The 20,016-nt window shown below is 74.4% G+C and carries 16 protein-coding genes and 1 tRNA gene; 8 read left to right on the top strand and 9 right to left on the bottom strand.

Going from position 1 to position 20,016, the window contains the following annotated elements:
• Positions 1-6: 6 nt before the first annotated feature.
• Genes FJR00_RS02605 through mfd form a run of 3 tightly spaced genes read right to left on the bottom strand, consistent with a single transcriptional unit; the run spans position 7 to position 5,223 of the window.
• On the bottom strand, positions 7-1,056 hold the full coding sequence (locus FJR00_RS02605) for a MazG family protein (RefSeq protein WP_141337334.1): 1,050 nt from the start codon (positions 1,054-1,056) through the stop codon (positions 7-9).
• Positions 1,029-1,565 (bottom strand): hypothetical protein, encoded by a 537-nt coding sequence (locus FJR00_RS02600; protein WP_141337333.1) that lies wholly within the window; start codon positions 1,563-1,565, stop codon positions 1,029-1,031. The genes FJR00_RS02605 and FJR00_RS02600 overlap by 28 nt, the downstream gene beginning before the upstream one ends.
• A 43-nt stretch (positions 1,566-1,608) precedes the next feature.
• Positions 1,609-5,223, bottom strand: coding sequence for a transcription-repair coupling factor (mfd, locus tag FJR00_RS02595; protein WP_141337332.1), 3,615 nt, complete (start codon positions 5,221-5,223; stop codon positions 1,609-1,611).
• A gap of 139 nt (positions 5,224-5,362) precedes the next feature.
• Between mfd and FJR00_RS16480 the strand changes: the two genes are divergently transcribed.
• Positions 5,363-7,438, top strand: a complete 2,076-nt coding sequence (locus tag FJR00_RS16480; protein WP_181409460.1) for a TPM domain-containing protein — start codon at positions 5,363-5,365, stop codon at positions 7,436-7,438.
• Between the two features lie 64 nt (positions 7,439-7,502).
• Positions 7,503-8,222, top strand: coding sequence for a PspA/IM30 family protein (locus FJR00_RS02585; RefSeq protein ID WP_075957481.1), 720 nt, complete (start codon positions 7,503-7,505; stop codon positions 8,220-8,222).
• Between the two features lie 63 nt (positions 8,223-8,285).
• On the opposite strand, the gene pth is transcribed toward FJR00_RS02585, so the two are convergent.
• The 4 genes from pth to glmU form a co-directional block, all read right to left on the bottom strand.
• Positions 8,286-8,882, bottom strand: coding sequence for an aminoacyl-tRNA hydrolase (gene pth, locus FJR00_RS02580; RefSeq protein ID WP_141337383.1), 597 nt, complete (start codon positions 8,880-8,882; stop codon positions 8,286-8,288).
• A 98-nt stretch (positions 8,883-8,980) separates the two neighbouring features.
• Entirely contained in the window at positions 8,981-9,670 is a 690-nt protein-coding gene (locus tag FJR00_RS02575) for a 50S ribosomal protein L25/general stress protein Ctc (protein ID WP_141337330.1), read from the bottom strand.
• A gap of 224 nt (positions 9,671-9,894) precedes the next feature.
• Positions 9,895-10,878, bottom strand: a complete 984-nt coding sequence (locus FJR00_RS02570) for a ribose-phosphate diphosphokinase (protein ID WP_141337329.1) — start codon at positions 10,876-10,878, stop codon at positions 9,895-9,897.
• Positions 10,878-12,431: a bifunctional UDP-N-acetylglucosamine diphosphorylase/glucosamine-1-phosphate N-acetyltransferase GlmU gene (gene glmU / locus FJR00_RS02565; RefSeq protein WP_141337328.1), complete on the bottom strand. Its 1,554-nt coding sequence runs from the start codon at positions 12,429-12,431 to the stop codon at positions 10,878-10,880. The genes FJR00_RS02570 and glmU overlap by 1 nt, the downstream gene beginning before the upstream one ends.
• 99 nt (positions 12,432-12,530) lie before the next feature.
• Here glmU and FJR00_RS02560 point away from each other — a divergent pair, with 99 nt between their 5' ends.
• The 6 genes from FJR00_RS02560 to FJR00_RS02535 all read left to right on the top strand — a co-directional run bounded on the left by FJR00_RS02560 (position 12,531) and on the right by FJR00_RS02535 (position 17,113).
• A complete protein-coding gene (locus FJR00_RS02560; RefSeq protein WP_141337382.1) occupies positions 12,531-13,145 on the top strand; it encodes a TetR/AcrR family transcriptional regulator in 615 nt (204 codons plus the stop codon).
• 43 nt (positions 13,146-13,188) lie between these two features.
• Positions 13,189-13,267 (top strand) — tRNA-Gln (locus FJR00_RS02555).
• Between the two features lie 29 nt (positions 13,268-13,296).
• Positions 13,297-13,815 (top strand): MarR family winged helix-turn-helix transcriptional regulator, encoded by a 519-nt coding sequence (locus tag FJR00_RS02550; protein ID WP_141337327.1) that lies wholly within the window; start codon positions 13,297-13,299, stop codon positions 13,813-13,815.
• Between the two features lie 88 nt (positions 13,816-13,903).
• Positions 13,904-14,527, top strand: a complete 624-nt coding sequence (locus tag FJR00_RS02545; protein ID WP_141337326.1) for a TetR/AcrR family transcriptional regulator — start codon at positions 13,904-13,906, stop codon at positions 14,525-14,527.
• Complete coding sequence (locus FJR00_RS02540; RefSeq protein WP_141337325.1) at positions 14,524-15,444, top strand: ABC transporter ATP-binding protein; 921 nt, start codon at positions 14,524-14,526, stop codon at positions 15,442-15,444. Before FJR00_RS02545 ends, FJR00_RS02540 begins: the two co-directional genes overlap by 4 nt.
• Position 15,445: 1 nt before the next feature.
• Entirely contained in the window at positions 15,446-17,113 is a 1,668-nt protein-coding gene (locus tag FJR00_RS02535; RefSeq protein ID WP_141337324.1) for an ABC transporter permease, read from the top strand.
• 24 nt (positions 17,114-17,137) lie between these two features.
• On the opposite strand, the gene FJR00_RS02530 is transcribed toward FJR00_RS02535, so the two are convergent.
• Positions 17,138-19,003, bottom strand: coding sequence for an ABC-F family ATP-binding cassette domain-containing protein (locus FJR00_RS02530; protein WP_141337323.1), 1,866 nt, complete (start codon positions 19,001-19,003; stop codon positions 17,138-17,140).
• On the bottom strand, positions 19,003-20,013 hold the full coding sequence (locus FJR00_RS02525; protein ID WP_141337322.1) for a 4-(cytidine 5'-diphospho)-2-C-methyl-D-erythritol kinase: 1,011 nt from the start codon (positions 20,011-20,013) through the stop codon (positions 19,003-19,005). The genes FJR00_RS02530 and FJR00_RS02525 overlap by 1 nt, the downstream gene beginning before the upstream one ends.
• Between the last annotated feature and the right edge of the window lie 3 nt (positions 20,014-20,016).

The following is a 20,016-nucleotide window of genomic DNA, read 5'->3' as shown; positions in this document are numbered from 1 at the left end:
CCGAGCCTATCCCCGGTCGGGGGCGGCGGGCGCCTCGGCCACCAGGTCGGCCAGCGTGCGTCGCAGGGCGGCGGCGGCATCCACGTCGACGTCGTGCAGGTCGAGCACCTCCTCCAGCAGCAGCGCCCCCGGGTCACGCCCTTCGAGCCGGGCCGCGGTCCACCCGCGCAGCCAGGAGGCGTGCCCGGCCCGGCGCAGCCGGGAGGTGACCTTCGTCGCGCGGGCGAGCTCGGGCATACCCGCAGGGATCCCGTCGAGGACACCCTGACGGCCCGGCTTCGTCCTGTTCTCCTGGGCCTTGAGCTGCTCCCAGCGCGACTCCACCTGGGCGGCGTCCAGGTCCTCCCCGCCCCCGGGGGCGAACACGTGCGGGTGCCGGTGCACGAGCTTGTCGACGAGGCCGGCGGCCACGTCGTCCACGTCGAACGGCTCCTGCCCGTGCTCCGCGGCGACCCGGGCGTGGAAGAGCACCTGCAGCAGCACGTCGCCCAGCTCCTCGCGGGCGTGGTCCCGGTCGGCGCCGTCGTCGTCGAGCCGTTCGAGGGCCTCCACCGCCTCGAAGGCCTCCTCGACGAGGTACGGCGTGAGGCTGGCGTGGGTCTGCCGGGCGTCCCAGGGGCACCCGCCCGGGCCGCGGAGCCGGTCCATCACGGCGACCGCGTCGAGCAGCCGGGCCCCGGGGACGTCCCAGGACGCCACGAGCAGCTCGAGCACGGGCGGATCCTCCTCCGGCAGCGCCACGGCGAGCGCCTCGGACAGCCCCGGGTCACCGTCGGCGGAGCCGAGCCAGACGACCGTGCCGTGCCGGGCCACGAGCGAGAGCAGCAGGTCGGCGAGGTCGCCGGGAGAGGGCGGCGCCCCGGACCCGTCGGGCCGGACCGGGCGGACGTCGACCCCGGCGGCGGCGACCCCCGCCGGATGGGGGGCGGTGGGGTCGGCCGCCACGACGTGGTCGGCCGAGCGCAGCGCGTCCCAGGCGTCGGCCGAGAGCAGCCCGGGAGCGACCCGCGGGCTGGCCAGCAGCAGGGTCAGCCGGCGGTGTCGAACCGGATCCACTCGGGCACCTCGGGCACGACGCCCCCGTTGTCGACGTCCCAGTCGCCGTAGCGCGGGTTGACCTCGACGTCGACGGCCGCCAGGTCCTCCTGGGTGACCGCCTGGGCACGCTGGACGACCTCGGCCATCTCGGGGTCCTGCATGATGGCGGGGTCGCCGAGCCGCAGCTGGTACTGGCGCGAGGTGGCCGCGGCGAGGGTCGCCGGGCCGGGGTCGTCGACGCCGCCGGCCGAGAGGACCTTGCGGACCTGGTTCTCGGACAGGTCGGCCGGGGACCCGGCGAAGACCTCTTCGAGCAGGGGCAGCAGGGCCAGGTCGGCGACGACCTGCTGGGGGCCGGCGGGCTGCTCGGCGGCCTCGTTGAGCTGGGCGGTGGCCTCCTGCAGCTCGGCCACGCTGAACTCCTGGCCGTTGACGCTGACACCGGGGTCGGAGCCGACGCCGGAGCAGCCGGCCAGGGTCAGGGCGGCGGTGAGGGCCAGGGCGGGAAGGGCACGCGAACGCTTCACGCGCGCCATCATCGCACGAGCACCGCAGGGCCCGGCCAGCCCGTCACCCGCCCTGGCGGGCCGCGGCGGCGACGTCGTCGAGGAGCACCGCCCGCACGAGCTGGCTGGCCCACTCCAGGATCTCCCGGTCGCGCAGCGGCCTGCCCCCGACGCGGGCCGTCGTCGGGGCGGGGACGAGGATCTGGCGCAGGGCGGGCTTGATGATCGTCCCCGGGTAGAGCCGGTTGAGCCGCAGCTGCTGGCTGTCGCGCAGGCCCTCGACGGGTGCCAGGCGGATCATCTTGCCCTGGACGCCGATGTCGGCGATCCCCGTGGCCCGCGCGACCGTCCGCAGCCGGGCCACCTCCAGCAGGGTCTGCACCGGGGCCGGCGGCTCGCCGTAGCGGTCCACGAGCTCGGCCCGGATCTCGGCGAGCTCGTCCTCGTCCTTGACCTGGGCGAGCTTGCGGTAGGCCTCCAGGCGCAGGCGCTCCCCCGGCACGTAGTCGTGCGGCAGGTGGGCGTCGACGGGCAGCTCGATCTTGACCTCCGCGGGCGCCTCCTCGCCCTCGCCCTTGAAGCTGGCGACCGCCTCGCCGACCATCCGCACGTAGAGGTCGAAGCCGACACCCTCGATGTGGCCGGACTGCTCCCCGCCGAGGAGGTTGCCCGCCCCGCGGATCTCGAGGTCCTTCATGGCCACGGCGATCCCCGACCCCAGGTCGGTGTTGGCCGCGATCGTCTGGAGGCGGTCGACGGCGGTCTCGGTCAACGGCTTCTCCGGCGGGTAGAGGAAGTAGGCGTAGGCGCGTTCCCGGCCGCGGCCCACCCGTCCGCGCAGCTGGTGCAGCTGGGAGAGCCCGAGCAGGTCGGCCCGCTCGACGATGAGGGTGTTGGCGTTGGAGATGTCCAGCCCGGTCTCCACGATCGTGGTGCAGACGAGCACGTCGAAGCGACGCTCCCAGAAGTCGACGACCACCTTCTCCAGCTTGTGCTCGCCCATCTGGCCGTGGGCGGTCTCGATCCGCGCCTCGGGCACGAGGTCCCGCAGCCGGGCGGCCGCCTTCTCGATGGTCCCGACCTTGTTGTGGATGTAGAAGACCTGGCCCTCGCGCAGCAGCTCACGACGCACGGCCGCGGCGATCTGCTTCTCGTCGTAGCCCCCGACGAAGGTGAGCACCGGGTGCCGTTCCTCCGGCGGGGTGGCCAGGGTCGACATCTCCCGGATGCCGGTGACCGCCATCTCCAGGGTGCGCGGGATCGGCGTGGCGGACATCGCCAGGACGTCGACGTTGGTCCGCAGGGCCTTGAGCTGCTCCTTGTGCTCGACGCCGAAGCGCTGCTCCTCGTCGACGACGACGAGCCCCAGGTCCTTGAAGCGCACCGAGGAGCCCAGGAGCCGGTGGGTGCCGATGACGAGGTCGACCGAACCGTCCGCGACGCCGGCGACGACCTCCTTGGCGTCCTTGTCGGACTGGAAGCGCGACAGCGCCCGGACCGTCACGGGGAACTGGGCGTACCGCTCGGCGAAGGTCTCGTAGTGCTGCTGCACGAGCAGGGTGGTCGGCACGAGGACCGCCACCTGCTTGCCGTCCTGGATCGCCTTGAACGCCGCCCGCACCGCGATCTCGGTCTTGCCGTAGCCCACGTCGCCGCAGATGAGCCGGTCCATCGGCACCGACTTCTCCATGTCCGCCTTGACCTCCTCGATCGAGGAGAGCTGGTCGGGCGTCTCGGTGAAGGCGAAGGCGTCCTCGAGCTCGCGCTGCCAGGGGGTGTCCGGGGCGAAGGCGTGGCCCACGGTCGCCTGCCGGGCGGAGTAGAGCCGGATCAGCTCCGAGGCGATCTGCTTGACGTGCTTGCGGGCCCGGGCCTTGGTCTTCTGCCAGTCCGAGCCGCCGAGCCGGTTCAGCGAGGGCGCCTCGCCCCCGACGTACCTGGTCAGCTGGTCCAGCTGGTCGGTCGGCAGGAAGAGCCGGTCCGGCTGGCCGTGCCCGCGCGGCTTGGACGTGGCGTACTCGAGGACGACGTACTCGCGGGTGGCTCCCTGGACCGTGCGCTGGGCCATCTCGACGAACCGGCCGACCCCGTGCTGCTCGTGCACCACGAAGTCCCCGGGGCGAAGGGCCAGCGGGTCGACCTGCTGTCGCCGGCGGGACGGCATCCGGCGCATGTCCTTGGTGGAGCCGGCCGCCGAGCTCTGCCCGGTGAGGTCGGCCTCCCCGACCACGACGACGCCGCTGCCGGTGAGGGCGAAGCCCCGCCCGACCCATCCGCAGGTGACGGTGACGACGTCCTCGACGACGGCGGCGGAGTGGTCCTCGGGCAGCTCGAGCAGGAGCCGGTGCGGCACGTCCTGCTCGCCGAGCACCTCGGCGACCCGGCGGGCCATCCCCGCCCCGTCCAGGCTCAGCAGGACCCGGCGCCCCTGCTCCAGCCAGACGCGCAGGTCGCGCCCGACGGCCTCCCGGTCGCCGCGGTAGGCGTCCACGGGCGTGCTGGGCACGACCAGGGTCCGGACGCCGTCGTCCGCCAGCCCGGCCAGCTCGGCGTCGGCGACGAACGCGGTCAGGGACCACCAGGGGCGGCCGCTGGTCAGGGCGTGCCCCCGCATCTCGGCGAGCGACCAGGAGGAGGCGGTGCCCAGCGCCTGCTGCAGGTCGATGGGGGCGGCTCCGTCGGCGGTGGCGGCCGCGGCCCAGCTGGCCTGGAGGAACTCCTCGCTGGTGGCCACGAGGTCGTGGGCCCGGGTGCGCACCCGCTCGGGGCCCAGCACCACGACGCGCGACCCGGCCGGGAGCACGTCGACGAGCGTCTCCATCCCGTCGACGAGGACGGGGGCGAGGGACTCCATCCCCTCGACGGCGATCCCCTCGGCCACCTTGGCGAGCAGGTCGGCAGCCCCCGGGAGGCTGCCGACGAGGGCGGCGGCCCGTTCGCGGACCGCGTCGGTGAGCAGCACCTCCCGGCAGGGGGGCGCGTACAGCCCGTGCTGGGCGATCTCCAGGGACCGCTGGTCGGCGACCTTGAACCACCGGATCTCCTCGACCGTGTCCCCCCAGAACTCCACCCGGACCGGATGCTCTTCGGTGGGCGGGAAGACGTCGAGGATGCCGCCACGGACGGCGAACTCGCCCCGGCGCTCGACCATGTCGGTCCGGGTGTAGGCGGCGCCCGCCAGCGCCTCCACCACCTCCGCCAGGGGTCGGTCGTCCCCGGCCTGCAGCCGGACCGGGGTCAGGTCCCCCAGGCCCTTGACGATCGGCTGGAGCAGGGCCCGCACGGAGGCCACGACCACCCGCACCGGGCCGGCCTGCGGGTCGGTGGGGTCCGGGTGCGCCAGGCGCCGCAGGGTCGCCAGCCGCCGGCCCACCGTGTCCGACCGCGGGCTGAGCCGTTCGTGCGGCAGGGTCTCCCAGCTGGGGAACCCGGCCACCGACGTGCCGCCGTCGGGGAGCAGCTCGCCCAGGGCGGTCACCAGGTCGTCGGCCTCGCGCCCGGTGGCGGTCACGGCCAGGACGGGGGTCTGGTCGGCGCGTGCCAGCGCGGCCACGAGCGCCGGGTGGGCCCCGGCGGCGAGGGAGACGTCGACGGCCGGGGCGCCCTCCCGGGCGGCCTCCAGGACCTCCCCGGTCGCCGGGTCGGCGCACAGCAGGTCCACGACGGGTGACAGGTGCATGGTGGGTCCTTCGCCGGGAGCGAGCGTGTGGGGCCGGGAGGACGACCCGGCGGTCGTCCAGTCTAGGTGGCATGCTGGGGCCGGGCCCCGGGGCGTCCGCGGTGGACGCCGGCAGGAGGGGCCAGGGAGGATCTTCGACGTGCTGACCCGTCTCGTGCCCGCCCGGTGGTGGCGGACCTGGTATGCCGTGCTCGCGGCGCTCGTGCTCGCCCTGGGGGTGACCGGGGCCGCCCCGGCGGGCGCCGAGGAGCCGGTCAACCTCCCGGGGCCGGTGCACGACCCCGCCGACGTGCTCTCCGCGGCGGAGGAGGAGACGGCGGCCGAGGAGATCTCCCGGCTGCGGGAGGAGACCGGCCTGCAGCTCTTCGCCGTCTTCGTCGACCGGTTCACCGACGGCGGCCAGGAGGTCGACGGCCCGACCTGGGCCGAGCTGACGTCCGCGGCCTCGGGCATGGGCACCGGCGACCTCGTCCTGGCCGTCGCCGTGGACCAGCGCCAGTACGCCGTGGGCGACGTCGGGTCCACCCTGCCGCCGCAGACCGTCGAGACGGTGCAGCTGCAGGACATCGAGCCCCGGCTGGCGCAGGACGACTGGGCCGGGGCCGTCGGCGCCGCGGTCGACGGCTTCGCCCGGGAGTACGCCGGCGGTGGCTCCGACGGGGGCGGTGGGGTCGTCGTCCCCGACGACGAGCCGGTCCACCAGCCCACCTCGGGCGGGCTGGGCAGCGGGCTCGGGACGCTCTTCTTCGCGGCCCCGGTCCTGCTGGTCGCCGGCGCGGGCGTGATCTCCCGGATGGGGAAGAAGAAGCGGCGACCGTCGCAGGGCGTCCCCGTCCCCGCGTCGGCGCAGGAGGTCTCCTTGTCCGACCTGCAGCGGCAGGCGGCCGAGGCGCTCGTCTCGACGGACAACGCCGTGCGCTCGGCCGAGGAGGAGCTGGCCTTCGCCGAGGCCCAGTTCGGCGCCCAGCGCACCCAGCAGTTCCGGGGGGTGCTGGAGCAGGCGAGGGCCTCGGCCAAGGAGGCGTTCTCGCTGCGGCAGCAGCTCGACGACGACCAGAAGGAGCCGGAGGACGTCGAGCGCAGCATGCTCGCCCGCATTCTCGAGCTGACGGGCACGGCCCGCCGGGCGCTGGACGAGCACACCCAGGAGTTCGCCACGCTGCGCTCGCTGCAGGACCGGGCGCCGCAGTTCCTGGACGAGCTGGCCGGACGGCTGGCCGAGACCCGCGACCGGTTGCCGGTGGCCGACCAGGAGATCCGGGGCCTGGCCGCACGGCATCCCGCGCAGGCCCTCTCGACCGTGCACGAGCACCGGCAGCAGGCCGGTCGCCTGCTCGAGTCCGCCGACGGCTTCATCGGCTCTGGCCGGCAGGCGCTGGAGCGGGACGACCGGGCCTCCGCGGTCGCGGCCGCCCGGGCCGCCGAGGAGTCGATCGGGCAGGCCAGCGTCCTGCTGGACCAGATCGCCCGGGCCGACGAGGAGCTGGCCGGCTCGGCCGAGGAGCTCTCCCGCCGGATCGCCTCGGTCACGGCGGACCTGCAGGACGTGTCCCGGCTCGCCCCCCGGGAGCCGGTCGTCGCCCAGGCGGCCGACCGGGCGCGCAGGGCCGTGGAGAAGGGGCAGGAGGCACGCTCCTCCGGCGATCCCCTCCGGGCCCTGGCCGAGCTGGACGCCGCGGAGAACGACCTGGACACCCTGCTGGCGCCGCTGCGGGACGCCGAGGCCCACACGAGCCGGATGCGGGAGAACTTCACCCAGCGCGTGGCCCGGGTCGGAGCGCGGCTGCGCAGCATCGACGAGACCATCTCCACCCGTCGCGGGGCGGTCAGCAGCGGTGCGCGCACCCGGATCTCCGAGGCGCTGCGGATCTTCGACGAGGCCCAGCGCGTCGCCCAGGACGACCCTGCGACCGCGATGGGACTGCTGACCCGGGCCGAGCAGCTCGGGGAGCAGGCGCTGACCGAGGCCCGCAACGACCTGGACAGCTGGGGCGGCTCCGGCGGCTTCGGCGGCCCGGGCACCCGTCGCGGGGGGATCGACCCCCTGTCGGTCATCCTCGGCGGCATCCTGCTCGGCGGAGGCGGAGGCGGCCACCGGCACAGCGGCGGCTGGGGCGGCGGCGGGTTCTCCGGCGGCGGCGGGTTCGGCGGCGGCAGCTTCGGGGGCGGCGGCTTCGGGGGCGGAGGAGGAACTTTCAGCGGAGGCCGGTTCTAGAACCACGGCACGACCACACGATTCACCACGACCGCCGCAGGGCGGAGAGGAAAGGAAGTCGAGCATGACCCAGAAGCAGACCATCCTCGGACGGATCAGCCAGCTGGCGCGGGCGAACATCAACTCGCTGCTGGACCGGGCGGAGGACCCGGAGAAGATGCTGGACCAGCTCATCCGCGACTACACCAACAGCATCGCCGAGGCCGAGGAGGCGGTGGCCCAGACCATCGCCAACGTCCGGATGGCCGAGTCCGACCTGCAGGCCGACCGTGAGGCCGCCGCCGAGTGGGGCCGCAAGGCGTCGGCCGCGGCGGCCAAGGCCGAGCAGATGCGCTCGGGCGGCGACCCGGACGGTGCCTACAAGTTCGACAACCTGGCCCGGGTGGCGCTCAAGCGGCAGATCCAGCACGAGAACGACGTCCAGGCCGCCGAGCCCGCCATCGCCCAGCAGAACTCCACCGTCGAGCAGCTCAAGGACGGCCTGCGCACGATGAAGACCAAGCTGGAGGACCTCAAGGGGCGGCGGAGCACGCTGGTGGCCCGGGCCCGCAGCGTCGAGGCGCAGAGCAAGGTGCAGGACGCGATGTCCTCGATCGACGTGCTCGACCCCTCGAGCGACCTCGCCCGGTGGGAGGACAGCATCCGCCGCGAGGAGGCCCTCGTCCAGGGGCGGGCGGAGGCCCAGTCGACCCGGCTGGAGGACCAGTTCGCCGAGCTGGAGGACCACGGCGCGGACGCCGAGGTCGAGGCCCGGCTCCAGGCGCTGAAGAACCAGCAGGGCTGAGCGGGGCGCACCCCGCCACGGCAGGCAGGACCCCGCAGCCACCGGCTGCGGGGTCCTGCCGCGTCAGCGGGAGTGGTGGCGCTGCTGGGCGGCCTCGAGGCCGAGGTGGACCAGGTCGGTGACCGCGTCCTCCCCGTCCCCCACGAGCAGCTGGACCTCCTCGCGGTCCCGGGCCGGGAAGTCGGACAGCACGAAGTCGGCCGGGTCCTGACGCCCGGGGGGACGGCCGATGCCCAGCCGCACCCGCAGGTAGTCCCGGCTGCCCAGGGACCCGCTCACCGAGCGGAGGCCGTTGTGCCCGCCCTCGCCGCCGCCGCGCTTGAGCCGGACCACCCCGGGGTCGAGGTCCAGCTCGTCGTGCACGACGACGACCTGGTCGAGCGGGACCTTGTAGAAGCTGCGCAGCCCGGCGACCGGCCCCCCGGAGAGGTTCATGTAGGTCGTCGGCCGGGCGAGGACCACCCGCGGACCGGGCAGCCCGCCCGGGAGCGTGCCCAGCCTGACCTCCGCGGCCGTGGCACCGGGCACCTTGTGCCGGCGCAGCCCGACCCCGGCCTGCTGCGCCAGCCGGTCGACCACCATGGCGCCGACGTTGTGCCGGTTGCCGGCATACCCGGGACCGGGGTTGCCCAGGCCGACGACCAACCAGGGTGCCTCCATCGGGGGGAACTCCTCTCGTGCGTGCACGGCCATGGCCACGTCCCCGCGCTCGGCGGGCGACGTGGCCATGGTCTACGGGCGGGCGGGAGCCGGTCGGCTCACTCCTCGGAGGAGGCGCCCTCGCCCTCCTGGGCACCCTCGGCCGGGGCCTCGGCGGCCTCCGCGGAGGCGGACTCCTCGTCGGACTCCTCCTGCTCGATGCCGGCCTCGGCCTCGGCCTCGGCCAGCTCGGCCTCCAGGGCCTCCTCGGACATGGCCTGGGAGACGTTGACCACGAGGGCCTCGGGGTCGGTGACCAGGGTGACGCCCTCGGGCAGCTCGACCTCGCCGGCGTGGATCTGGGTGCCGGCCTCCAGCCCCTCGACGGAGACGGTGAACGACTCGGGGATGTGGGTCGCCTCGGTCTCGACGGTCAGCTCGCCGTGGTCGACGGTGACGATCGTCTCCGGGGCGGCCTCGCCCTCGACGTGGACGACCACGTCGACGGTGACCTTCTCGCCCTTGCGGACGATGACGAGGTCGACGTGCTCGATGAAGCGCTTCACCGGGTCGCGCTGCACGTCTTTGGCCAGCGCGAGCTGCGTCTGCCCCTCGATGTCGAGGCTGAGCACGGCGTTGCTGTGCTTGAGCGCCATCATCGTCTCGTGGCCCGGGAGGGTGAGGTGGACGGGGTCGGTGCCGTGGCCGTAGAGGACGGCGGGCACCTTGTCGGCCCGGCGGATGCGGCGGGCCGCGCCCTTGCCGAACTCGGCGCGCTTCTCGGCGGTGATGCGGATCTGGTCAGCCATGCGGGAGGACTTCTTCCATGAGGGAGGCGGGTGGGACGGGCCTCGACGCGGGACACGGCACGGGCATCGCGGAGGCGCCGGCACCAGCCCGTCGTGCGGGCGGTGCGACACGCTTCGTCGAATCACGGCCACCGCAGACCGTGCGGTGTCCCTCGCCGAGGCAACGCCCGGGAGTCTACCGTCTGCCCGGAGAGGGGGGAAATCCCTGCGGAGGACGGGTGGGCTCAGGCCTGGCCGTCGAACATGGAGGTGACCGACCCGTCCTCGAAGACCTCCCGGATGGCCCGGGCGACCAGCGGGGCGATCGACAGCTCGGTGACCTTGTCCAGGGCCCGGGCCTCCTCCGACAGCGGCAGGGTGTCGGTGACGATCACCTCGGTGGCCACCGAGTCCCGCAGGCGCTGGACGGCCGGGTGGGAGAAGATCGCGTGGGTGGCCGCGACGACGACGCCCTTGGCCCCGTCGGCCATGAGCGCGTCGGCGGCCTGGGTGATGGTGCCGCCGCTGTCGATCATGTCGTCCACCAGGACGCACATCCGCCCGGCGACCTCGCCGACGACCCGCTTGGCGACCGACTGGTTGGGCCGGGTGATGTCGCGCGTCTTGTGGATGAACGCCAGCGGCACGCCGCCGAGGCGGTTGGACCAGTACTCCGCGACCTTGATCCGGCCGGCGTCCGGGGAGACGACGGCCAGGTCCTCGCCAGCGTACTTCTCCTTGACGTAGTCGGCCAGGATCGGCAGGGCCATGAGGTGGTCGACGGGCCCGTCGAAGAACCCCTGGATCTGGGCGGTGTGCAGGTCCACGGCCATGAGCCGGTCGGCCCCGGCGGTCTTGAACAGGTCGGCCATGAGGCGGGCCGAGATCGGCTCGCGGCCGCGGTGCTTCTTGTCCTGGCGCGCGTAGCCGTAGAAGGGCAGCACCACGGTGATCCGCTTGGCCGAGGCCCGCTTGAGCGCGTCGACCATGATCAGGTGCTCCATGATCCACTCGTTGACCGGGGCGGCGTGGCTCTGGATGACGAACGCGTCGCACCCGCGCACCGACTCGTCGAAGCGCACGTAGATCTCGCTGTTGGCGAAGGCGTAGGCCTGGGTCGGCACCAGCGAGGTGTCCAGCTCCTCGGCGATCGACGCCGCCAGCGCGCGGTGGGCCCGCCCGGTGAAGACCATGAGGTTCTTCTCGGGGGTGCGGTGGATGCCGGTCATCAGCTCTCAGCTCTCCTGGGTGGGGTGGGGTCGTCGGTGCCGTCGGGACGGGTATGCGGTGAGTCCTCCGGCGGCGGCACGTCCCCGTCGCCCTGCTCCCGGGCGAGGGCGTCCTCGGCGGCCCGGGCGGTGGCGGTGCCGGCCCGACGGCGGGCGACCCACCCGTCCACGTTGCGCTGCCGGCCGCGGGCCACGGCGATCTGCCCCGGCCCCACCCGGCCCTCGATGGCCGAGCCGGCCGCCACGTAGGCACCGTCGGCGATGTCGACGGGGGCGATGAGCACCGAGTCCGACCCGACGAAGCTGTGCCGGCCGACCGTGGTGCGGTGCTTGGCCACGCCGTCGTAGTTGGCGAAGATCGTGCCGGCGCCGATGTTGGCGCCCTCGCCGATGGTCGCGTCCCCGCAGTAGGTGAGGTGCGGCACCTTCGCTCCGGCACCGATCCGGGCGTTCTTGGTCTCCACGAAGCCGCCGATCTTGCCGTCGGCGCCCAGCTCGGTGCCGGGACGCAGGTAGGAGAACGGGCCGACCGAGGCGCCCTCGCCGACGACGGCCAGCTCGGCCTGGGTGCGCACGACGCTGGCCCGGTCGCCCACGACGGTGTCGGTCAGGGTGGTGTCCGGGCCGACGACGGCCTCGCTGCCCACCGTGGTGGCCCCGAGCAGCTGCACGCCGGGCCGCAGCACGGTGTCCCGGCCGATCGTCACGTCGGCGTCGATCCAGGTGGTGGCAGGGTCCACCACGGTGACACCCTCGCGCATCCAGTGCTCGACGGTGCGCCGGTTGAGCTCGCGGCCCAGGTGGGCGAGCTGCACCCGGTCGTTGACGCCCTCGGTCTGCCAGAGGTCCTCGACCAGGTGGGCCGAGACCCGTCGACCCTCGTCCCGGGCGATCGCGACGACGTCGGTGAGGTACTTCTCCCCCTGGGCGTTGTCCGTGCCCACCCGGGCCAGCGCCGACCGCAGCAGCGCGGCGTCGAAGGCGTAGATGCCGGAGTTGATCTCCCGCACGTCGACGACGTGGGACCACTCGTCGCCGGCCTCCCGGTGCGCGAGGGCGTCCTTGAACTCCATGATGGCCACGACGTCCCCGGCGTCGTCCCGCACGACCCTGCCGTAGGACCTGGCGTCGGGCAGCTCGGCGGTGATGACGGTGACCGCCGCGCCGCTGCGCTCGTGCCGCTCGGTGAGCTCCCGCAGGGTGGACCCGGTGAGCAGGGGCACGTCGCCCATCGTCACCAGCACGGTCCCCTCGAGGTCCTCGGGCAGGGCCTCCAGGCCGCACTCGCAGGCCCGGCCGGTGCCCTTGACCTCGTCCTGGTCGGCGACCAGGGCGTCGGCGTCGAGCTCCTCGACGTGGGCGGCCACCCGGTCCCGCTCGTGCCGGACCACCACGGCCAGGTGGCGGGGGGCGGCCTGCCGGGCGGCGTGCAGGGCGTGCCCGAGCAGGGTGCGACCGCCGATGCGGTGCAAGACCTTGGGGGTGGCTGACTTCATCCGTGTGCCTTCACCGGCGGCCAGGACGATGACGGCGGCGGGGTCGTGGGAGGTCACGGGCACGACTGTACCCGTGGCTGCGGCACGACCCGATCCGGCTGTTGGCATGATGGCCCGGTGACCTCCCCCGCTCCCAAGAACGCCCCCCGCAACCGGATGACGGGGCCGCAGCGCCGTCAGCAGCTCATCGAGGTGGGGCGACGGCTGTTCGCCGAGCGGGGGTTCGAGGGCACGACCGTGGAGGAGATCGCCGCCACCGCCGGGGTGTCCAAGCCGGTCCTCTACGAGCACTTCGGCGGCAAGGAGGGGCTGTACGCGGTCGTCGTGGACCGGGAGATCCAGGCGCTGCTGGGGCAGATGACCGAGGCCCTGACGAAGGAGGGGGCGCACGCCCGCGCGCTGCTGGAGGCGGCGGCGATGGCCCTGCTGGACTACATCGAGAACTCCACCGACGGGTTCCGGATCCTCGTGCGCGACAGCCCGCCCGGACAGTCGACCGGGTCCTTCGCCAGCCTCATCAGCGACATCGCCAGCCAGGTCGAGCACATCCTGGCCGCCGAGTTCAGGCGCCGGCGGCTCGACCCCAAGACCGCACCCCTGTACGCCCAGATGCTCGTCGGGATGGTGGCCATCCCCGGCGGGTGGTGGCTGGACTCCCGTCGGATGAAGAAGGAGGACGTGGCCGCCCACCTGGTGAACCTCGCCTGGAACGGCCTCTCCGGCATGGAGGCCCGGCCCGTGCTCCGGACGGTCAGGGACCGGAGGGAGTAGACCTGCGGCACGACCACTAGGCTGGTGCGGTCCTCGCGGACGTTCCCCGGTTGCTCTGCTGGCAGGGGCCGCCTGACTTTGAATCAGGACTAGCGACGCAGGTTCGATTCCTGCCCGGGGAGCTGTGCACGGCCCTACTACAGTGGTCGCCATGGGTGAACCGGAGCGGGACGGCCCCGACCGGGACGAGGTCGACCGCATCGTCGCCGCCTGGCGTCGCGAGCGGCCCGACCTGGACGTCGCCCCGCTCGAGGTGCTCTCCCGGGTCTCCCGCCTGGCCCGGCACCTCGACCTCGCCCGCCGGGAGGCCTTCGCCGGCCGCGGGCTGGAGTCGTGGGAGTTCGACGTGCTCTCCGCCCTGCGGCGCGCCGGGGAGCCCTACCGGCTCACCCCGACCCAGCTGGTCCGCCAGACCCTCGTGACCAGCGGCACCATGACCAACCGGATCGCCCGGCTGGCCGAGCGGGGCCTGGTCGAGCGCACCACGTCCGAGGCCGACCTGCGCTCGGTCCTCGTCCGCCTGACGCCCGCCGGGCGGGACGTCGTCGACGGGGCCTTGGAGGAGCTGGTGGCCGGCGAGCGGGAGATCCTCGCCGCGCTTCCCCCGGCCGAGCAGGCCGACGTGGCCACGGCGCTCAAGCGCCTGCTCCGGCCCTTCGACGACCGCTGAGGGCCCTTCCCGGCACCCTCGAGCACGCCCTCGAGCCACCGGCCCCACCCCCTTGCGCTGAACGCACGTTCAGTCCTAGGCTGACTGCATGTTCAGTCAGCCTCCCCCCGCCTCGGCCCGGGAGCGCATCCTCACGGCGGCCGTCGACCTGTTCGGCCGCCACGGCGTCCGGTCGACGAGCCTCAAGGTGATCGCGGCCGCCGCCGGGGTCTCCCCCGCCCTGGTGATCCATCACTACGGCACCAAGGACGGGCTGCGGGAGGCGTGCGACGAGCACGTGGTCCGCACGATCAGGGAGGCCAAGACAGGGGCGATGGCCGACGGTCCGGGCATGGACCTGGTCACGCTCGTGGCCGGCATGGACGACGCCCGGCCCATGCTGCGCTACCTGGCCCGGGTGCTCGTCGAGGGCAGTCCCCACCTGGACGCCCTGCTGGACGACCTGGTCGACGACGCCCTGGAGTACACCGCCGAGGCCGAGCGCAGCGGCGTGGTCCGCCCGACCGCCGACCCCCGGGGCCGCATGGTCGTGCTGACCCTGTGGTCCCTGGGGACGCTGGTCCTGCACGAGCAGCTCCACCGGCTCCTGGGCGCCGACCTGCTGGACGACGGGGGCGACCTGCTGCCCTACCTGCGTCCGGCCGCCGAGATTCTCACCTCCGGCGTGCTGACGCCGGAGGCCCTCACCACCCCTCCGAAGGACCCGTCATGAGCTCCGCACCCGTCATCCGCACCGAGGGACTCGTCAAGACCTTCGGCTCCACCCGTGCGCTCGACGGCCTCGACCTGCAGGTCGAGGCCGGCGAGGTCCACGGCTTCCTCGGCCCCAACGGGGCCGGCAAGTCCACCACCATCCGCGTGCTCCTCGGCCTGCTGCAGGCCGACGGCGGCACCGCCCGGCTCTTCGGGCAGGACCCGTGGGACGAGGCGGTCGGGCTGCACCGGCGGCTGGCCTACGTGCCGGGCGACGTCGAGCTGTGGCCCAACCTCACCGGCGGCGAGGCCATCGACCTGTTCGCCCGGCTGCGCGGCACCCCCGACCGGGCCCGTCGCGACGAGCTCGTCGACCGCTTCGACCTCGACCCGGGCAAGAAGGCCCGCACCTACTCCAAGGGCAACAGGCAGAAGGTCGCGCTCGTCGCCGCGCTCGCCTCCCCGGTCGACCTGCTCCTGCTCGACGAACCCACGGCAGGGCTGGACCCGCTCATGGAGGTCGTCTTCCAGGAGTGCATCCGCGAGGCCCGGGCGCAGGGCACCACGGTCCTGCTCTCCAGCCACATCCTGGCCCAGGTGGAGGTCCTCGCCGACCGGGTCTCCATCATCCGCGCCGGCCGGGTCGCCGAGAGCGGCACCCTGCAGGACCTGCGGCACTTGTCCCGCACCACGGTCGTGGCGACCGTGCGACGTCCCGCCGACGGGCTCGCCGACCTCCCCGGGGTGCATGCGCTCGAGCGCTCCGGCGACCAGGTCAGGCTGGACGTCGACGGCGACCGGGTCGAACCGGTCCTGCAGGCCCTGGCCGGTCTCGGCGTCACCGCCATCGTGGCGCACCCCCCGACCCTGGAGCAGCTGCTCATGCGGCACTACGGCGACGGGCCCACCGTCGACGAGGACGCGGAGGTGGCCTGAGATGGGGACGACGACCACCCGCCACCGCCAGGACCGCGCCGCCGACCCGGTCCTGGAGGACCGACCGGACCGGCCCACGACGGGCACCGGGACGCTGGTCCGGCTGATGCTGCGGCGGGACCGCATCAAGCTGCCCGCCTGGGTCGGTGGGCTGGGGCTGTTCATGGTCTACCTGGGGGCGGCCCTGCCCCAGCTGGCTCCGACGGAGACCGACCTGGCCGCCGTGACCCCGATGGTGCAGCAGCCGGTGGGCCGGCTCTTCACCGGTCCCGCCTACGGGATGGAGGACCCCACCCACGCCAGCTTCTTCGCCGCCGGCTACCTGCTCTACCTGCTGCTCCTGGCCGCGCTGATGAACATCATGCTGGTCACCAGGCACACCCGGCTCGAGGAGCAGAGCGGGCGTTCGGAGCTGGTGCGGGCCGACGTGGTCGGCCGTCAGGCGCCGCTCACCGCGGCGCTCGTCGTGGCGGTCGTCACCAACCTGCTGGCGGCTGTCGTGGTCGGCGCGCTGGCCGTGGCCAACGGCTGGCCGGTCGCCGGGTCGGTCGTCGTGGCGTCCGCCGTCGCGCTGGTCGGGCTGGCCTTCGCCGGGATCACCGCGGCCGCGGCCCAGCTGAGCGCCTACTCCCGGGGCGCGGCCGGGCTGGCCGGTCTCGTGCTCGGTGCCGCGTTCGCCCTGCGCGCCCTGGGCGACATGGTGGCCGTCGGCGGCAGCGCCCTGTCCTGGACCTCCCCCCTCGGCTGGGCCGCCCAGTCGGCGCCCTACGTGCTCGACCGGTGGGCGCCGCTGCTGCTCCTGCTCGCCCTCGCGGCGGCCACGACCGTCCTGGCCTACGCGCTCCAGGGCCGCCGGGACCTCGGGGCGGGCCTGCTCCCGCCCCGGCGCGGGCACGAGCGGGGCGGACCGTCCCTGGGCACCCCGTGGGGCCTGGCCCTGCGGCTGCAGCGGGGTCCGTTGCTCGCCTGGGGCTCGGCCGCGGTCTTCCTCGGGGTGATCGACGGGGCCTTCACCCAGGTGATGCTCGACTCCGCCGACGCCCTCCCGGCCGAGATGCAGGCCATGTTCGGCGCCGAGCAGATGACCTTGGGCTACATCGCCTTCCTGTCCGTCTTCAGCGCGATGCTCGCCTCCGCCTACGTCGTCTACGCGGTGCAGTCGCTGCGGGCGGAGGAGGCGGCCGGGCGCGCCGAGCTCGTGCTGGCCACGCCCACGAGCCGGGCCGCCTGGGCCGGGGCCCACCTGGCCGTGGTGGCGCTGTGGGCGGCGCTGATCATGCTGGTGACGGGGTTCCTGACCGGCGCGGCGGCCGCGGCCGTCACCGGGGACGAGTCGTTGACCTGGGACAGCACCCTGGCGCACCTCAACCTCGTCCCCGCCGTGCTCGCCGTCCTCGGCCTGGTGGCCCTGCTGCACGGATGGGCCCCGGTGCTGCTGGCGCCGGTCGGCTGGGCGATGGTGGGCCTGGTCGTCTTCGCCGGCACCTTCGCGGCCCTGCTCGACGTGCCGCAGGCGGTCGTGGACCTCTCGCCGCTGAGCCACCCGGCCCAGGTGCCCGTCGAGGCGGTCGAGCTGACGCCGCTGCTCGTGCTGCTGGGGCTGGCCGCCCTCGGCGTCGGCCTCGGGCTGGTCGGCCTCCGTCGCCGCGAGGTCGCCGGACGGTCCTGACCGATCCCCGCCGGCGGTCCCGGATCAGTCCTCGAGCACCTCGGAGACCTCCATCCACTCCTCCTCGAGCCGGGCCTCCTGGTCGGTCAGGTCGGCCAGCTCCGCGGTGAGCGCCGCGAGCCGGTCGGGATCGGTGGCGGCCTGGGCCATCTGCTCGTGGAGCCGGGCCTCCTGGGCGTGGATGCGGTCCAGCGCCCGTTCCACCCGGGCCAGCGTCTTGCGGGCCTCCCGCTCCGCGGCCGCGTCGGGGCGCGGGCCCCTCGGTGCCGGCGCGGTCCCCCCGCTCCCGGCGACCGCGCCGGTCGGGGCCGCCGGTCCGGCCGGGGCGGTGACCCCCGGACGCGCGCTCCGCCCGGGCAGCTGCCGGCGCAGGCGGAGGTACTCCTCCACCCCGCCCGGCAGGTCGCGCAGCGACCCGTCCCCGAGCAGGGCCAGCTGCCGGTCGGTCATCCGCTCCAGCAGGTAGCGGTCGTGGGAGACCACGACCAGCGTGCCCGCCCAGCCGTCGAGCACGTCCTCCATGGCGGTGAGGGTGTCGATGTCGAGGTCGTTGGTCGGCTCGTCCAGGAGCAGCACGTTGGGCTCGTCCATGAGGAGCCGGACGAACTGGAGCCGGCGCCGCTCCCCGCCGGACAGGTCGCCGACCCGGGACTGCTGGCGGCCGCCGCTGAAGCCCAGCCGCTTGGCCAGGGAGCTGGCCGACACCTCCTTGCCGCCGATGACCGTGAAGGAGCGCACCTCGGTGATCGAGTCGATCACCGACCATCCCGCCACCCGGTCCAGCTCGCGCAGCTCCTGGGTCAGGCAGGCCATCCGCACCGTCTTGCCGACCTTGAGCCTGCCCCGGGCCAGCGGGTGCTGGCCCTGCAGCACCCGCAGGAGGGTCGACTTGCCGGCCCCGTTGACCCCGACGAGCCCGTACCGGTCCCCGGGGCCGATCCGCCAGGTCACGTCCTCGAGGAGGGTCCGGTCGCCCACCGTGACCGTGGCGTCGAGCAGGTCGAGCACGTCCTTGCCGAGCCGCGTGGTGGCGAACCGGACGAGCTCGACGGTGTCCCGCGGCGGGGGCTCCCCCTCGATGAGCGCGGTCGCGGCCTCGATCCGGAACCTCGGCTTGCTCGTGCGTGCCGGGGCGCCCCGCCGCAGCCAGGCCAGCTCCTTGCGCGCCAGGTTCGCGCGCCGGTCCTCGGTGACCCGGGCCACCCGCTGACGCTCCACCTTGGCCAGCACGTACGCCGCGTAGCCGCCCTCGTACGTGTGCACCCGCCCGTCCTCGACCTCCCACGTGCGGGTGCTCACCTCGTCGAGGAACCACCGGTCGTGGGTGACGACGACGAGGCCGTTGCCGGACCGGGGGCGGCGCCCGGCGAGGTATGCCGCGAGCCAGGCGACGCCTTCCACGTCCAGGTGGTTGGTGGGCTCGTCGAGCACGAGCAGGTCCGGGTCGGCCACGAGCAGCGCCGCCAGGGCGAGCCGACGACGCTCGCCGCCGGACATCGGCCCGACGACGGCGTCCCAGCCGCCGACCGCGCCCGCGCCGATGCCGCCGAGGAGACCCTCCAGGACCTCCCGGACGCGGGCGTCACCGGCCCACTCGTGCTCGGCGAGGTCGCCCAGGACGACCTCCCGCACGGTCGCCCCCGGCGGCAGGGTGTCGGTCTGCCCCAGCAGGCCGGTGGTGACGTCGCCGGTCCGCAGGACCCGGCCGGCGTCGAGCTCACGAGCGCCGGTGAGCACCCCCAGCAGGGTGCTCTTGCCGCCGCCGTTGCGGCCGACGACGCCGATGCGGTCGCCGTCGGAGACACCGACGGAGACGTCGTCGAGGAGCACGCTGGTGCCCAGGACGAGACGGGCCCGGTCGAGGGCGACCAGGCTGGCGGGAGGTGCCATCAGCCGTGCACCGGTCCCAGCGGGCCGCCGCGGACGGGGCCTGGCGGGGGCGGCGACGGCGTGCGGTGGTGCTGCACCACCTGGGCCCCGGGGACCGGTCCGACGACCCTGGTGATGTCCCCCGTCGGCCCGTTGGCGGCCAGCCCCACCGACAGGTCGATCGCCTCGGCCTGGGACCCGACGAGGAAGGCCACGGTCGGCCCGGACCCGGAGACGATGCCGGCGCGGGCCCCGAGCTCCAGGCCGGTGTCGAGGACCTCGCCGAGCAGGGGCTGGAGGGAGACGGCCGCCGCCTGCAGGTCGTTGCGCAGGGCGGCGGCCACCTCGTCGGTCTCCATCCGCCGCAACGCGGCCATCAGCTCGCCCGACGGCTGCGGGACGGGCAGGTCCGTGCTGCCCGCCTCCGCACGCAACCGGTCGCACTCGGCATACACCTCGGGGGTGGACAGGCCCAGCCCCTCCCCGACCCACAGCACCCAGTGCAGCTCGCCGCGGGCGAGCACCGGGGTGACCTGCTCGCCGCGGCCCGACCCGATGGCCGTGCCGCCGCGCAGGAGGAAGGGCACGTCCGAGCCCAGCCCCGCGGCGACGCCCTCGAGGGTGTCCTGGTCGACGTGGTCCATGGCCCACAGCTCCCGGCACGCCACGAGGGTGGCGGCGGCGTCGGCGCTGCCGCCGGCCATCCCGCCGGCCACGGGGATCTGCTTGTCGATGTCGATGCGCACCGGGCCCGAGCCGGCCCGCCGGCTGCGACGGCGCGCCAGCGCACGGGCGGCCTGCAGGGCCAGGTTGTCCGGACCGGTCGGGACCCGGTCGGCGAACGGGCCGGTGACGTGCACCGACCAGCGGGACGCGGGCTGCACCGTCACCCGGTCGTAGACGCTGACGGCGTGGAAGACGGTGGACAGCTCGTGGTAGCCGTCCTCGCGCAGGGGTCCCACGACGAGCTCCAGGTTGATCTTTCCGGGCACCCGGACGGTGACGGCCTCGGTGCTCCCGCCTGGACTCATGGC

This window comes from Ornithinimicrobium kibberense, from assembly GCF_006519705.1.
Classification (GTDB): Bacteria; Actinomycetota; Actinomycetes; order Actinomycetales; family Dermatophilaceae; genus Ornithinicoccus; species Ornithinicoccus kibberensis.
This window is presented reverse-complemented; position numbering and strand designations above follow the sequence as displayed.